This window comes from Sphingomonas sp. CFBP 8765, assembly GCF_014841445.1.
GTDB lineage: Bacteria > Pseudomonadota > Alphaproteobacteria > Sphingomonadales > Sphingomonadaceae > Sphingomonas > Sphingomonas aerolata.
In genome coordinates this window covers 182860-198106 of sequence record NZ_JACYTY010000005.1, presented here as the reverse complement: position 1 = coordinate 198106, position 15247 = coordinate 182860, and the positions used below count along the sequence as shown (strand labels likewise).

Here is a 15247-nt window from a genome sequence, read left to right as displayed (position 1 = left end):
AAGACCAGTTTCGAATGCTTATACAACATGACTGGTGACAAGTCCGTTCTGATCCTGATCCGGGATAGTGGCGAGGTAATCGAACGGATCGACGACGGTGGCGATTTCCGTGACGACGATCGGATCAAACGAAACCGTATCGGGCTCTTCTCCAGTCAATGCTTGTGGTTCCTCTGCAAGATACTGTGACAGCACGTCCTCCAATTCGCCCTGACCCTCGAACAGATCATAGGTGGCGAGCCCGATCACCGGCCCGGCCGCCGCGAACGCGCCCGATTCGACGCTCTGTGCCGTCAGCGCGTCGAGCGGGATGACGTCGAGGTCCCCGGTCTCCACCAGCGCCGTCAGCTCCGCGAACCCGTTTGCGTCCGATGCGACCGACGCGAAGCCTGCCGCGGCGGCGGGTCCGTCGCCGGGAACGTCGATCGTCACGGTCAGCGTCGCGGTGGACAGCACGCCATTGGGCTGGACGAGCTGATAGGTGAAGCTGTCGGTGAGATCGACTGCGGAGAAGCCGAGCGTCGCGCTGGGCTGATAGGCATAGCCGCCGGTCTCATCGATTTGCAGCGTGCCATATCGGCCGGTCAGCGTGACCGGAGTGTCGCCGATCTCGGCAAACCCGCTGCCGCGATCAACGCGGATCGCCGCGAAGCTGGTATTGGTCGTGTCATTGTCGAGCAGATTGCCCGTCGCGGTCTCACGCGTCGCCAGCGTGTAATCGTTGAGGAACAAGGTGCTTGAGCCGAGCGAGACCGTGGTGCCGTAACTCCCGACGCTAAGCGGCGCGTTGCTGCTGACCTGGTAGGAATAGCTGCCGCTGGGCAGGTCGTCGAAGGTGAAGGTCGCGACGCCGCCGAGCCCCAGGTTCAACGCCGTATTGATGGTGCCGGTGCGAACGACGACTCCCTCGGCGTTCCGCACGCTGACGGTGTAGGCCGGCAGTACGGAGAGCAGCCCGCCCGTTCGCGCGGCGACGATCGTGATATCCGACACCGCGGCGGGGGCGACGGTGAAACTGCCGGTGCCCGTGCCGGTGACCTGCCCCGTCAGGATGGTCCCGGTCGACGGGAAGTCGAACGTCCGTGCGGGCGGCAGCGTCGTGACGACGTTCTGGAACGTCACGTCGGCAAACGCCTGGTCGGCGACCGCAAGCGGTGCGCCGGTGATGTCCGGGCTGCCGATCGCGATCGTCAACGTCGCGGTTTCACGCTCGCCATCGGTCGGGTCGACCAGCGTGTAGGTAAAGGTCTCGGTCCGCCCGATCGCGCCGGCATTCGCGACGGGGGTGTAGCTGTAGCTGCCGTCGGGGTTGATCCTCAGGCTGCCCCAGACGCCGGTCACGCTGCTCCCGTCCGGTCCGACGTCGGTCGTCACGCCGTTGACCGTGACGCTGGCGACGCGCGTTCCGGGGCCCGTGACGTCGATCTCGCCACCCGGGCCCGCGTCGGTGATGACGTTGCCGACCGCCGCGATGGGCGTTGCACCGGCAATATCGGTGAAGTCCGAATCTATCCCGGCAACCGACAGATCGCCGAGCAGCCCGACGCCCGTCGTCCCCTGGAAGGTCAGGAAGGCCCGGTACACGCCCGGCCCCAGCGTCTCGCTGGCGCTGAGATTGTCGTTGAGCAGGCCGATCTCGAGCAGTGAGGCCGGCCCGCTGCCGGTGACCGCGACCCACTGTGTCCCCACCAGCCGCTGCACGACCACCGCATAGTCGCTGGCGACGCCGATCGACACCGCCGCGTCATAGGTGAACCGTGCATCCAGGCTGTGGCCCTCCGCCACCGAGAAGCGGACGTTGCGGACCGCGAGCACCTCGGCGTCGAGGTCGACGAGGCCCAGCGAGACAAGGGCGAGATAGCGGGCACTCCCCAGATCGACCGGGGCCGTGGTCGGCAGGAGATCGAGGCCGGCGGCGTCGACATTGCCGAACGCGGCGATGTCGAACGGGGCGGCGATGCTGGCCGAGACCGAGACATTGCCCGTGGCATCGGCCTGGGTGACGCTCAGCGTCCCGCCCGCCGCCTGTGCCGGCGCCAGCGTGACCGTATAGCGGCCATCGGCATCGACGGTCGCGACACCGATCAGCGTGGCATCGGGACCGCGAACCTCGACCCGTGCGCCGACCTCGCCCGTCCCGGTCAGCGTCGTGCCGTCGTTGGTGATCGCCGAAATGATCGGCGGCGGCGGGGCGGTGATGTCGGGCGCCGCGACGGTCGCGACGGCCGAGACATTGCCCGTGGGATCGGCCTGGCTCGCCGACAGCGTCTCACCATTGACCGGCGCAGGGCTCAGCTGCGCGGTGTAGCTGCCATCCGCGGCCACCTGCGCGGTGCCCAAGATGACGGCACCGAGACGGATCGTCACGGTCGCACCCGGCTCGCCGATCCCGGTTGCCGTGCTGCCGTCCGGTGCGATCGTGACGACGGGCAGGGCGGGGGCGGTGTAATCGGGCGCTACCAGCGCGATTGGCGTCGAGACATTGCCCGCAGCGTCAGCCTGTGTCGCGGCCAGCGTCTGGCCATCGGTCTGCGCCGGCGTCAGCGTCACTGCATAGGCGCCGTTCGCGCCAACGATCGCGGTGCCCAGACTGGTCGTGTCGGCCGCGCGGATCGTGATCGTCGCGCCCGGCTCGCCCGTGCCCGTGACGACGCTTCCCGTCAGATCGAGCATTGCCGTGGGGGCGGCGGGGGCGGTCAGGTCGGGCGCGACCGCGGTGGCGGGCGGCGAGACATCGCCGTCCGCATCGGTCTGCGTGACACGGACCGTCTCGCCGTCGATCCGGGCGGGGGCGAGCGCGACACGGTAGCTTCCGTCCGGACCGGCGACGCCGGTGCCGATGATCGTCCCGACCGCGTCATAGACGATGATCGCGGCACTGGCATTCGCCGTCCCCGCCACCGCAGCGCCATCCGGGTCGACCGCGGCGCTCGGCGCATCGGGCGTGGTGTCCGCGACGAGGTCCGGTGCGATCGCGGTCACGATGGGCGAGCCGTTGCCGGCCGCGTCCCGCTGGCCGACCCCCAGCACTTCGCCGTTGGTCTGCGCCGGATCGAGCGGCACTATATAGGTGCCGTCGCCCGCGACGACGACCTGACCCACCACGCGGCCCAGCGGATCGCGGACGGTGACCGTTGCCCCCGCCTCGCCCGTGCCGGTGAGCGTGAGTCCATCGGGCGCGACGGTGGCCAGCGGCGCGGCCGGCGCGGTCAGGTCGGCGGCGGTCAGCGTGGTCGCGGGCGACGGATTGCCCGCGGCATCGGCCTGCGACACGCTGAGTGTCTGGCGGTCGATCTGCGGGGTCGCGAGCGTGACACTATAATCGCCTTGCGCGGTCACGATCGCGGTTCCCAGCAGCGTGCCGGCGGCATCGCGGACCGTCAGCGTCGCGCCGGGCTCGCCCGTGCCCATGACGACCGATCCGCTCGCGTCGAGCATCGCGAGCGGCTGAGGCGGCGCGGTGATGTCCGGGGCCGTCACGCCGGTCGACACGGAGACATTGCCCGCCGCGTCGGCCTGCGTCACGCCGAGCCTCTCGCCATTGGCCTGCGCCGGGCTCAGCGCCGCGGTATAGCTCCGATCCTCCGCGACGATCGCGGTACCGATCACTATGCCCGCCGCGTTGGTGACGCTGATCGTCGCACCAGGCGCGCCGGTACCGGTCGCGAGACTGCCGTCGCCGCTGATCGTCGCGGTGGGGGCGTCGGGCGCGGTGGTGTCGGGGGCCAGCAGACCCACCGGGGCCGAGACATTGCCTGCGAGGTCGGCCTGGACAACCGACAGCGCCTCGCCGTCGCGCTGCGGGGGGGTAAGCGCGACGGCATAGGCGCCGTCAACGGCGACGATGGCGGTCCCGAGCGTCGCTCCGCCGGGCGCAGTGACGGTAACAGTGGCGCCGACCTGGCCCGATCCGGTGACGACCGAACCGTCCACGTTGATCGTCGCGGTCGGCACGCCCGGCGCGGTGATGTCGGGGGCGATCGCGGTGGCGGGTGCGGATACATTGTCCGCCGCGTCGGTCAGCGTCACGCTCAGCGTCTCGCCATCCGCCTGGACGGGATCGAGCGCGACGCGGAAACCGCCATCGGCGGCGACGGTCGCGGTACCGATCGCGGTGCCGGATGGATCGCGCACGGTGACGATCGTACCGGCCTCGCCCGTGCCGACGAGCAGGCTGCCATCGCCCTCGACGGTCGCCGTCGGCGCTGCAGGGGCGGTGACATCGGGCACCGCGACCAGCGCAGGCGCCGAGACATTGCCCGCGGCGTCCGCCTGCGTCACCGCAAGCGTCCCGCCATCGCGCTGCGCAGGATCGAGGATTACCGCAAAGGCGCCGGTGGCGTTGGCTGTAGCGGTGCCGATCACGGTGCCGTCGGCATCGCGCACCGTGATCGCCGCGCCGGCGTCGCCCGTCCCGGTCAGCGCTGTGCCCGTCTGGTCGAGCGCCGCGCTGGGGGCGTCAGGCGCGGTCAGGTCGGGGGCGATCGCGGTCGCGGGGGGCGAGACATTGCCGTCCCCGTCGGTCTGGGTCACGCGGATCGTCTCGCCGTCACGCAGCGCAGGGACGAGCGCGATGCTATACTGTCCGTCGCCCGCGGCGAGACCCGTCGCGATCACCACGCCATTGGCGTCGAACAGCGTGACCGTCGCGCCCGCCACGGCGCTCCCCGTCACCGCGCTGCCGTCGATGGCGATCGTCGCGGTCGGTGCATCGGGGCCGAGATCGGCGACCAGATCGGGCGCGACGGCGGTCACCTCGGGCGAGGCATTGCCCGCGCCATCGACCTGCCGCACGCTCAGCGTTTCCCCGTCGGTCTGCGCCGGCGTCAGCGTGACGGTATAACTGCCATCGCCCGCGACGATGATCGTGCCGATCACCGCCCCGACCGGGCTGCGCACCGTCAGCGTCGCACCCGCTTCTCCGGTCCCGGTCAGGCTCGCACCATCGGCGGTGACGGTCGCAGTCGGCGCGGCCGGGGCGGTCTGGTCGGGTGCGATCAGCGCGGTGGCGGTCGAGACATTGCCCGCGGCATCCGCCTGCACGACCGAGATCAGCTGGCTGTCGATCTGCGGCGGGACGAGCACGACATCGTAATTGCCGCGCGCATCGACGATCGCCGCGCCGATCTCGGTATCGGTGGTGTCGCGGACCGAGATCCGGGCGCCGGGCTCGCCGGTGCCGCTCACGATCGTCCCTGTCGCATCGAGCGCGGCGGCCGGGGCCGCCGGCGCAGTCACGTCGGGGGCGATCAGCGACAGTGGGGACGCGGCATTGCCTGCGGCGTCCGTCTGGATCACCGCGAGCCGTTCGCCATTCGCCTGTGCCGGGTCGAGCAGCGCGCTATATTGCCCGTCGACCCCGACCTGCGCGATGCCGATCGTCGTGCCGGCAAGGTCGCGAACCACGATCTGCGCGCCAGGTTCGCCCGTCCCCGTCACCAGCGTACCGTCCGCGTTGATCGCGGCGACCGGCTGCGCCGGCGCGGTGAAGTCGGGCGCGATCGTGCTCGCCGTGCCCGACACATTGCCCGCGGCGTCGCTCTGGACCGCCTCGACCCGCTCACCATCGGTCTGCGCCGATCGCAACGTGATTTCATAGCGTCCGCCGGCGTCGACGCTTCCGCTTCCGAGCACAACGCCGTCCTCGCCGGTGATGGTGACGGTCGCACCCGGCTCGCCCGTGCCGGTCGCGATCGTGCCCGTGCCGTCGAGCGCGATCGTCGGTGCCGCCGGTGCGGTGAGGTCGGGCGCAACGACCCCGACCACGGGCGAGGCATTGCCCGCCGCATCCGCCTGACTGACGCCCAGCGTCTCGCCATTGGTCTGCGCCGGCGACAGCGGCACCGCAAAGCCGCCGTCCGTCCCGGCGGTCGCGGTGCCGATCACCACGCCATTGGCGTCGGTCACCGTCACGGTCGCGCCCGGCTCTCCGGTCCCACTGAGCAGCGTCCCGTCGCCGTTCACCGCAACGGCGGGGGTCACCGGCGCGGTGAGGTCGGGCGACGCGATCTGCACCGCAGCGGAGACATTACCCGCAGCGTCGGTCTGCGTAACGGCGAGGCTGCCGCCACTCGCCTGCGCGGGTGACAGCGGCGTCGTAAAGCCGCCGTCCGCCGCCACGACGACGCTGGCGATCACAATGCCCGCAGCATCACGCACCGTGACGGTCGCACCCGCTTCACCGCGCCCGGTGACGGTCGCACCACCAGCGTCTATCGCTGCCTCGGGCGCGCCGGGAGCTGTGGTATCAGGCGCTGTGATCTGCACGGCCGGGGAGACATTGCCCGCAACGTCGGTCTGCGTGACGGCAAGGCTGCCGCCATCGGCCATTGCGGGCGACANACCGCGCCCGGTGACGGTCGCACCACCGGCGTCGATCGCCGCCTCGGGCGCGCCGGGTGCGGTGGTATCGGGCGCAGCGACCTGCACGGCGGGGGAGACATTGCCCGCGGCGTCGGTCTGCGTGACGGCAAGGCTGCCGCCATTAGCTTGCGCCGGTGACAGTGGCGCAACGAAGCTGCCGTCCGCTGCCACGACGACGCTGGCGATCACATTGCCCGCAGCATCACGCACCGTGACGGTCGCGCCCGCTTCGCCCCGACCCGTGATCGTCGCGCCACCAGCATCAATCGCCACTTCGGGTGCGCCGGGTGCGGTGGTATCGGGCGCAGCGATCTGTACGGCGGGGGATACATTACCGGCAGCATCGGTCTGCGTGACGGCAAGATTTCCACCATTGGCCTGCGCTGGCGACAGCGGTGCCGTGAAGCCGCCGTCCGCCGCGACGACGACGCTGCCGATCACAATGCCCGCGGGATCGCGCACGATGACGGTCGCGCCGGCCTCGCCGAGCCCGGTGACGGCCGTGCCGTCACTTGCGATCGTGACGCTCGGAGCGGCGGGAGGTGTCGTGTCCGGCGGGGTGATGACAGGCGGGGTCGTCACAGGGGGGGGCGTGACGGGCGGGGTGGCCGGATCGGGTTGGGTCGCGGGGGTATCCGAGCCGCCGCCGCCGCCCAGTGCCGCCGCCGCGCCGCCTGCCGCGACCACCCCGCCCAGCAGGGCAGCGGGCAGCGCGAGCGAGGCGCCACCGCCGCCGCCCGCCGCCGCGACCAGATCCTCGGGATCCTCAAGCGGGACGAAGCGCGGCGTGCCCGGCGCGACGCGCGCCTGCCACATGGTGCCGCCGGGTTCGTTCAGGACGAGATCATGCGGTGCGACCCCGGCATCTTCAGGATGGAAATTGGCGACCTCGACATGGTCGCCATTGGTCAACCGGACGATGAGCGCATTGCCCTCACGCTCGAACCCCGCGACTTCGGAGCGGGCAAGATCGAGCCGGATGACGCTCGGCGCATCGAGGCTGACGGCGTCTCCCGATACGCGCGTGACAGCCCCGGTTGCCTTCGAGATGACGTGTACGTCCATGCTTCATCCTCCTGTGCGGGTCAGCAGCGCCGCGGCGCCGACGGCCCCAGCGGGCACGTCGACGACCTTCGAAACTGCTGACTTCTCGAGAGGGACAAAGCGCGGCGCGGTCGGGGGGCCGCAACCATTCCGCTATCGGAATCAATTCCGCGGCCAAGGTCATGGCACGGCAGCGCGCGGGCCAAAAAATAAGGCGCCGCCGGAGGATCCGGCAGCGCACGAGATAGGATCGGTTGATCGCGATCAGATGCGGCGGCGCGTCGCGGCGGTCGCGCCGGCCCCTGCGGCGGCGGCACCGATCAGCAGCGCGATCACGACCATGAACGACGTGCCCGCAGCGGCGCCGGCGGCGGTGTCGGTCGCCGACTTGGCGGTCGCGATCGTCTCGTCCTTGGTCTTGACGAACTGTGCCTTGGCGCGCGTTACCTGAGCCTGGGCTTCGGGACGGGCGATCTTGCGCTGCGCGGCGACGATGTCGACGATGCGGCTCTCGGCACGCGCGCCGTCCGGCCCGCCGCGGGCGAGTGCGGGAAGCTGCTTGGCGACTTCCTTCTGCGCCTGTTCCGACGTCATCTGCGCAGGATCCGACGGTGCGTCCGACAGATAGGCGGCCGCCTCTTCGCGGACGTCGCCCGTATCGACGCCGGCGACGTCGGCGACCTTGGGCGCAGCAGCCCCGATCCCGGTCCCGGCTGCGGTCGCGACCGAGCCGACGGTACGGAAGGCGCCGCCGATGATCCCGCCGACCGCCGAGGTCAGCAGGTACAGCGTCAGGATCAGCGTCACGCCCCAGACCACAAGGCCGTGAACGAGCCCGTCGAACCGGTCATGCACGCCGGCAACGCGCGCGGCGGCATAGCCGCCCGCACCAAGCGCGATGATCGTCGTGACGACCCAGTACAGCCCGGCACCGATGCCGAAGCCCGCAGCGCCCGGCGTGGTCCCCTCGACCGGATCGACCAGCGTCAGGCCGATGCCCGTGCCGAGGATGCCCAGCACGAGCTGGACCGCGATCGCGAGGACGACGCCCGCGAAGATCGCCCCCCAGGATATGCGGCTGGGCGTCTTCGCAAGACGCAGGTCGTCGGCCGGCAGAACGCCGGGTGTCGTGGTGATCGTCATAGATGCTCCTGTTGAATAGTGTTCGCGACGGCGTCAGTCGGCTCCGTCGCGGTCGATGGAATGGTCCGCTTCATGCGGCTCGGCCTGGGCCTGCTGCGCGCCGGCCTTGCTTTCGCGGCGGCCGCTGCGTTCGACACCGGGGTCGCCGATAATCTTGCCGATCGCCTCCTGGACAGAGCCTTTGGCCTGGCGTGCGCGTCCGGTCCTGCTGCCGGTCTTGCCGCCGGGTGTCGTGTCGTCGGTCATGCTGCGACCTCCTTGCTTGCCGCATCGGCTGGATGACGCGCAGGCAGCGAGTCCCCGTCAAAGCCGCGCGCGCGCGCCCAGGCTGCGGCGGCGTTGCGGCGGTTGACCCCGATCTTCGAATAGATCCGCGCGACGTGATTGCGCACCGTGTTGCCCGAGACGTCGAGCGTCCGCGCAATCGACTTGTCATCGAGCCCGCGACAGATCAGCGCCAGCACCTCGCGCTCGCGCGGAGTGAGCTCGTCGAGCCCGACGCCGACCGGATCGGCCTGCGGCGTCCGGATCCGCGCCAGCTTCTCCATGATCGACCGGCTGAGCCAGCTCGTATCCTGCATCACCGCCTCGATCGCATGGACCAGCTCGCGCTCGGATGCCTTGCGCGTGCTGATGTCGCGCATCGCCCACAGCATGCACGGTTCGCCGCCGAGCTGGATCGGTTCGCTCGAGACGATCCCGTCGATCACCTGACCCGATTTGAGCCGCAGGCGGAGCTCGCGGTCGCGGATCGGGCGGTCGGCGGCGATCTCGCCCTCGATCTCGTGCTGGATCGCACCGGTCTCCCACAGATCGACGACCCCAAGCGGCTGGTCGACGATGTCCGCCGCGGTATAGCCGGTCAGCTCGGTGAACGCCTCGTTGACGTCGCACAGCCGGTGGCCATCGCGCGTCCCGATCGCCAGCGCGACCGGCGCCAGCGAGAAGGTACGCGTGAACCGGTCCTCGCTGTGGCGCAGCGCGGTCTCCGCCTTGCGACGCGGTTCGAGGTCCGCGAAGGTGAACAGCATGCACGCCTGCTCGGCCAGATCGATCGGCTGGCCCGCGACGATCACCAGCTTGGTGCCGCCTTCGGGCAGGTCGAGTTCGGCCTCCATCTGCGGGATCGTCCGCCCCTCGCACAGCCGCTGCTTCGCGACGTCGCGCTTGTCGGCATGCGCGAGGATGTCGAGATCGTAGAGCGTGCGCGCAAGCACCCCGTCGCGCTCATGCCCGGTCATGTCGAGAAAACCCTGATTGACCTTCACGAACCTCAGATCGCACAGCCGGCATATCACCGCGGGTGCGGGGTTCGCGTTGAACGACTGCTCGAACCGGTCTTCCGCCTCGAACTGCGCCGAGACATCCTGGATGACGAGCACGAGGCATTCGGGCTCGTCCTGGTCGTCGGTCAGGACGAGGCTGCGGACCTGATGGACCCAGCGCGGGCTGTCCTCGCCGGCGACCGCCACCTCGACCACCACCTGCGAAAATGCCTCGCCCGACACGACGCGCTCGATCGGATAGTCATCGTCGCCCAACCGGTGGTTGTTGCGATAGCGCAGCTGGAACTTCGCCCGATAGGCGTCGACCGTCGCCCCCAGATCCTCGACCGCGTCGACCCCGTGCATCGCGAGCGCCGCAGCGTTCGCCCACAGGATCGACTGGTCCGGATCGATCAGGATCACGCCCTCGTCGAGCCCCGCGATGATCTGGCGCAGATGGCGCAGATCGGCGGAGTCGCGGAGCGACTTGAGGGCGGGGACGGCGGTCATCCGATCAGTCGCGCTGGCCGTGGACGAGCCAGGCCAGGCCATAGCCGATCGCGGCGGCGCCGAGTGCCCAGAGCAACGGTGCGTCCTCGGCGGATTCCTGCACGGTCCGCGCGCCCTGTCGCGCCAGCTGGCCGGCGCGGTCGGCGGCCTCGCGGGCGTCGCTGCCAAGCTTGTCGGCGAGCTCCGGGGCGCCATCGACCGCATCGGCCACCGCGGACTTCGCGCGGCCGTAGAGATTCTGTGCGCCGCCCGCGACCTGATCGACGACGCCGTCGACCTGCCAGTCACGGCTGCTGACGGTATCGCCGATCGTCTTCTCAACCTTGCCGCCGACATAGCGTGCGCCGCCCTGGAATTCGTCCTTGTTCATCGTCTTGTCCTTCTCGAAAGTGGGGAAACGTCAATTCGACTCAGGGCAGGACACGGCATGCCGCCGCGGCCTTGCCGACCTCGAGTGCGATCGCCGGGTCGCGCAGTTCGGAGGCGACACGGATCAGGTCGGACGGCGTCAGCGCCCCCGGCGTCGTGTCGTTCTGCCGATACGCCGCGGCCGCCTTGCCGAGCCGCTGGAGCTGCCCGAGCGACAGGCGCGACTGGAGCCGTTCGCCGACGCAATCCGCGCGCGGCGCGTCGAGCCCGTAGCGCTGCAACCCCGAGGATATGCGCGTCGCCGGTGCCGCACAGCCGACGACTCCCGTCATCAACACTAGCGAGGCGATCGTCGCAGACAGGCTCTTCATGATCGGGCTCCCGACATTCCAGGAGCGCAACTGCTTCCGGATCGGACGCATAAAGCGTGAAACGGGACGTAAGTTCCTGGTATTTATGCGCTAATCATGGGTACTCATATACTAGAGGATCGGCCGCCCGCGCCCGGTACAATCGCGCAAACCGGCGATGCAGCGTCACCGTGCTGGCATCGGTCGCCACGCTGGCGCGCCGCTCGTGCCAGTCGGCGCGCGCGTCAAAATAGGCGGCCTCTCCGGTCCCCCCGGTCTGCGGCGGCCGGTCGTCGTCCTGATCCGTCATCGTCCTGCTTTTCCCAATGGTCGTCGCCGCGACCTTAGGCCGTCAGCGGAGCCGCCGCTTGATCGGAAAGGACCAGTGCACTGGGTAGATATCCCAGTCGGCGCCGCATGCCTCCGGGGGGAGGGAGGACTCATACGCGGAGGAACCCACCAGGCCGGGCGATCATCCCGCCGGCTTGGCGTGCGCGGCGTCCTGGTGCGCGATATAGCTGTCGAGCGCGCTCGCGGCGTTGAGCATGTGCGCGCGCATCCGCCGCGCCGCCTCGTCGCCATCGCCCTCGGCGATCGCGCGCATCACTGCGTCATGCTCGGCGCGCGAGCTGGCGAGGCGGCGGTCCTGGCGCAGCTGCATCCGGCGGAAGGCGTTGAGCCGCGTCCGCACCGCGATCGCCTGGTCGGCAAGAAAGTCATTGTGCGCCGCGCGGTAGATCGCCTCGTGGAACTCACGGTTGAGCGCGTCGTAGGCGTCGACATCGGCCGCCACGACCGCCGCCTCGCTCGCCTCGTGGACCCGCAGCAGACGGCTGCGCTCGAGCGGCGTGATCCGGTAGGTGGCGAGCCGGACGCACACCGCCTCGAGCTCCGCCATCGTCTCGAACATGTCCATCACCTCCTCGGCGGTGACATGACGGACGATGACGCCGCGACGCGGGCGGACCTCGACCATCCCGCTGGTCGCGAGCTGGCGCAGCGCCTCGCGGACCGGGGTACGCGAGGCGCCGTAGCGGTCGGCGAGTTGCTGTTCGTCGAGCATCGTACCGGGCGCGAGCTCGCCCGACGAGATCGCATCGGTCAGCGCGTTGCGGATCCGGTCGGACAGCAGCCCCGTGTCTTCGCTCTCGATATCCGCCACGCTGTCAGCCCCCCACGATCGCGCGGACGATCAGATAGAGGATCGACGGCGCCACCAGGCATCCTAGCCCGGTATGGAAGGTCGCGGTCAAGGCACCATAGGGGACGAGCCGGCGGTCGGTCGCAGCAAGCCCGCCCGACACGCCGCTGACCGTCCCCATCAGCCCGCCGAACACCATCGCACTGCGCGGGTTGTTGAGCCCGATCAGCCCTGCGACCAACGGCGTGCCGACCATCACCATCACCGCCTTGAACACGCCCGTCGCGATCGACAGCGCGATCACGGGCGAGCTTGCCCCGATCGCGGCCCCGGTGACCGGACCTACGATATAGGTCACCGCGCCCGCGCCGATCGTCGTCATCGACACCGCATCGGTATAGCCGAACGACGCCGCGACCAGCGCGCCGACGATGAACGGCAGGATCGTGCCGAGCAGCAGCGCGACGACGCCGATCAGCCCCGCCTTCTTGGCCTGTTCGACATCGACCTCGCACGCGGTCGCGACGATCGCAAAGTCGCGCAGCATCGCGCCGCCCATCAGCCCGATCCCCGCGAGCATCGGCAGATCGGCGAGCCCCTTGTGCCCGCCCGTCGCGATCCCGCCCCAGAAGGCGAGCGCGAGGCCGATCAGGATCGCGATCGCCGAGCCATGGACCCGGCCCATCGTCAGCTTGGCGGACAGGATGTTCGACAGCCACATGACGATGCCGACGACCGCGAACGCGGTGAGCAGTGCATTGGCGGTCAGGACCTTGGTGATCATTTCCATGCGTTCGGTCCTCAGCGCGGGGTGATCGGGGCGGGGGATCCGGCGGCGATCGTTATCTCGGCTTTACGCGTCTCGCGTGCCTCAATCTCGTCCATCGTCTCGGGCGTGCCCGAGAGCCGGCTGATGATCGCGACCGCGCTGAAGCACAGCAGCAGCGCGCCGACGCCCGCGATCAGCACGATCGGGCCGCCCTCGACCGCGGCGACGACATCCTGCTGCGCCGCCATCGCGACGACGATCGGGATATAGAGCGCGCCCCAGAATCCGATCCCGCGCGATACGCCCTCATTGTAGCGGCCGCGGGTCTTCAGCCACATCCGCGCGGCGATCAGCAGGATCATCGCGATGCCGACTCCGCCGACATTGGCCTTCACGCCGAGCAGCACGCCGAGGCCTTCGCCGAGCAATTGCCCGATCAGCGTACAGATCGCGAGCAGCGCGACTCCGGCGATCATGCGCCGCGTCCGGCGTCTGTGGCGGCAACGGGTAGGGACTCGCTCATGGCATATCCTCTCAATGTATTCGATCTGGCGTCTTATACGTCGTTAAGTATGCACAGGGTTGCGTTTGGAGCAATAGCGAATACAAGAGAGCCAGAATAAGCGTCAGGAGGCGATGCGGTGCGGCAATGGAATACGCGCAAGCAGATGCGCGAGGAGCGGATCGCGGCGGGCCGGGGCTTTGCCACCGGCAAGCTGGTCGATCCCGAAACGCTCGTCGACTTTCTCGAAGCGGTGCTCAGGCCCGGCGACCGGGTCTGTATCGAGGGCGACAACCAGAAACAGGCGGACGTGCTGGCCCGGGGGCTGGCCGCGATGGATCCCGAACGGATCCACGATCTGCACATGGTGCAATCGGGCGTCGTGCTGCCCGAGCATCTCGACGTCTTCGACAGCGGCATCGCGAAGCGGCTCGATTTCTCCTATTCCGGCCCGCAATCGGCGCGGATCGCGAAGATGCTGTTCGGCGGCAAGATCAAGCTCGGCGCGATCCACACCTATCTCGAACTGTTCGCGCGCTATTTCGTCGACCTGACGCCGCAGGTCGCGCTGATCGCCGCGGTCAGCGCGGATCGTCACGGGAATCTGTATACCGGCCCCAATACCGAGGACACGCCGACCGTGGTCGAGGCGACGAGCTTCGGCAGCGGCCTCGTGATCGCGCAGGTCGGCGAGATCGTCGATACGCTGCCGCGCGTCGACATCCCCGGCGACCAGGTCCATTTCGTGCTCGATGCGGGCAAGCCCTTCTATGTCGAGCCGCTGTTCACGCGCGATCCGGCCGCCATGACCGAGACTCAGATCCTGACCGCGATGCTGGCGATCAAGGGGCTGTATCAGCCTTACGGCGTGCGCCGGTTGAACCACGGCATCGGCTTCAACACCGCGGCGATCGAGCTGCTGCTGCCGACCTATGGCGAGAAGCTCGGGCTGAAGGGCAAGATCTGCACGCACTGGGCGCTCAACCCGCATCCGACGCTGATCCCCGCGATCGAGGCGGGCTGGGTCGAGCAGGTCCATTGCTTCGGCTCCGAAGTCGGCATGGAGGATTATCTCGCCGCGCGGCCCGACATCTTCTTCACCGGACCCGACGGCTCGCTCCGCTCGAACCGCGCCTTCAGCCAGACCGCAGGGCTGTATGCCTGCGACATGTTCATCGGCTCGACGCTGCAGATCGATCTTGCCGGGCACAGCTCGACGATCACCGCGAACCGCATCGCCGGCTTTGGCGGCGCGCCCAATATGGGATCGGACGCACGCGGCCGGCGCCATCCGAGCGCTCCCTGGTTGCAGGCCGGCGCGGAGGCGGATCCCGACACCGCGGCACCCTTGCGCCGCGGCCGGAAGCTCGTCGTGCAGATCGGCGAGACGTTCGGCGAGGGCAATGCGCCGCTGTTCGTCGAGAAGCTCGGCGCGCTCGAACTCGCGGAGAAGCTCGATCTCGATCTCGCACCGATCATGGTCTATGCCGACGACACGACGCACATCGTCACCGAGGAGGGCATCGCCAACCTGCTGCTCTGCCGCAATGCGGACGAGCGCGAACAGGCGATCCGCGGCGTGGCGGGCTTTACCGAGATTGGCCGCGGCCGCGACAGGGCGATGGTCGAGCGGCTGCGCGAGCGGAAGATCATCCAGCGGCCCGAGGATCTCGGCATCGACCCGCTCGACGCGAACCGCAACATGCTGGCCGCGCGTTCGATCAAGGACCTGATGCTCGCCTCGGGCGGGCTCTACCGGCCGCCGAGCCGGTTCCGGAACTGGTAGGGGAT

The 15247-nt window shown here is 69.4% G+C and carries 12 protein-coding genes; 1 reads left to right on the top strand and 11 read right to left on the bottom strand.

Features of this window, described 5'->3' with window-relative positions:
- Positions 1-18: 18 nt before the first annotated feature.
- From IFT87_RS14240 to madL, 11 genes are all read right to left on the bottom strand, one after another.
- A complete protein-coding gene (locus IFT87_RS14240; RefSeq protein WP_206757231.1) occupies positions 19-6330 on the bottom strand; it encodes a BapA/Bap/LapF family large adhesin in 6312 nt (2103 codons plus the stop codon).
- A gap of 12 nt (positions 6331-6342) precedes the next feature.
- Positions 6343-7428: Ig-like domain-containing protein (locus IFT87_RS20200; RefSeq protein ID WP_206757230.1), on the bottom strand; the 1086-nt coding region annotated here is incomplete at its 3' end.
- A gap of 243 nt (positions 7429-7671) precedes the next feature.
- Positions 7672-8550, bottom strand: coding sequence for a hypothetical protein (locus IFT87_RS14235; protein ID WP_192190983.1), 879 nt, complete (start codon positions 8548-8550; stop codon positions 7672-7674).
- A gap of 33 nt (positions 8551-8583) precedes the next feature.
- Complete coding sequence (locus IFT87_RS14230) at positions 8584-8796, bottom strand: CsbD family protein (protein WP_192190982.1); 213 nt, start codon at positions 8794-8796, stop codon at positions 8584-8586.
- Positions 8793-10325 (bottom strand): PAS domain S-box protein, encoded by a 1533-nt coding sequence (locus tag IFT87_RS14225; RefSeq protein WP_192190981.1) that lies wholly within the window; start codon positions 10323-10325, stop codon positions 8793-8795. Before IFT87_RS14225 ends, IFT87_RS14230 begins: the two co-directional genes overlap by 4 nt.
- Positions 10326-10329: 4 nt before the next feature.
- Positions 10330-10695: a CsbD family protein gene (locus IFT87_RS14220; RefSeq protein WP_031395490.1), complete on the bottom strand. Its 366-nt coding sequence runs from the start codon at positions 10693-10695 to the stop codon at positions 10330-10332.
- Positions 10696-10735: 40 nt separating this feature from the next.
- The gene (locus IFT87_RS14215) at positions 10736-11065 is read right to left on the bottom strand and encodes a hypothetical protein (protein ID WP_031440051.1); all 330 of its coding nucleotides are present in this window, start codon (positions 11063-11065) and stop codon (positions 10736-10738) included.
- Positions 11066-11159: 94 nt separating this feature from the next.
- Entirely contained in the window at positions 11160-11354 is a 195-nt protein-coding gene (locus IFT87_RS14210; protein WP_192190980.1) for a hypothetical protein, read from the bottom strand.
- Between the two features lie 162 nt (positions 11355-11516).
- A complete protein-coding gene (locus IFT87_RS14205) occupies positions 11517-12206 on the bottom strand; it encodes a GntR family transcriptional regulator (protein ID WP_159510552.1) in 690 nt (229 codons plus the stop codon).
- A gap of 4 nt (positions 12207-12210) precedes the next feature.
- Positions 12211-12975 (bottom strand): malonate transporter subunit MadM, encoded by a 765-nt coding sequence (gene madM, locus IFT87_RS14200; RefSeq protein WP_056022622.1) that lies wholly within the window; start codon positions 12973-12975, stop codon positions 12211-12213.
- Between the two features lie 11 nt (positions 12976-12986).
- Positions 12987-13430, bottom strand: coding sequence for a malonate transporter subunit MadL (gene madL / locus IFT87_RS14195; RefSeq protein WP_192190979.1), 444 nt, complete (start codon positions 13428-13430; stop codon positions 12987-12989).
- Between the two features lie 165 nt (positions 13431-13595).
- Here madL and mdcA point away from each other — a divergent pair, with 165 nt between their 5' ends.
- Positions 13596-15242, top strand: a complete 1647-nt coding sequence (mdcA, locus tag IFT87_RS14190; protein ID WP_192190978.1) for a malonate decarboxylase subunit alpha — start codon at positions 13596-13598, stop codon at positions 15240-15242.
- The last annotated feature ends 5 nt before the right edge of the window (positions 15243-15247 follow it).

Bases quoted from the DNA above. Each gene is read 5' to 3' on its own strand.
- IFT87_RS14240 (WP_206757231.1), bottom strand. From the start codon at position 6,330: ATGGCCGATGGCGGCAGCCTTGCCGTCACGCAGACCGACGTTGCGGGC.
- IFT87_RS14235 (WP_192190983.1), bottom strand. From the start codon at position 8,550: ATGACGATCACCACGACACCCGGCGTTCTGCCGGCCGACGACCTGCGT.
- IFT87_RS14230 (WP_192190982.1), bottom strand. From the start codon at position 8,796: ATGACCGACGACACGACACCCGGCGGCAAGACCGGCAGCAGGACCGGA.
- IFT87_RS14225 (WP_192190981.1), bottom strand. From the start codon at position 10,325: ATGACCGCCGTCCCCGCCCTCAAGTCGCTCCGCGACTCCGCCGATCTG.
- IFT87_RS14220 (WP_031395490.1), bottom strand. From the start codon at position 10,695: ATGAACAAGGACGAATTCCAGGGCGGCGCACGCTATGTCGGCGGCAAG.
- IFT87_RS14215 (WP_031440051.1), bottom strand. From the start codon at position 11,065: ATGAAGAGCCTGTCTGCGACGATCGCCTCGCTAGTGTTGATGACGGGA.
- IFT87_RS14210 (WP_192190980.1), bottom strand. From the start codon at position 11,354: ATGACGGATCAGGACGACGACCGGCCGCCGCAGACCGGGGGGACCGGA.
- madM (WP_056022622.1), bottom strand. From the start codon at position 12,975: ATGGAAATGATCACCAAGGTCCTGACCGCCAATGCACTGCTCACCGCG.
- madL (WP_192190979.1), bottom strand. From the start codon at position 13,430: ATGATCGCCGGAGTCGCGCTGCTCGCGATCTGTACGCTGATCGGGCAA.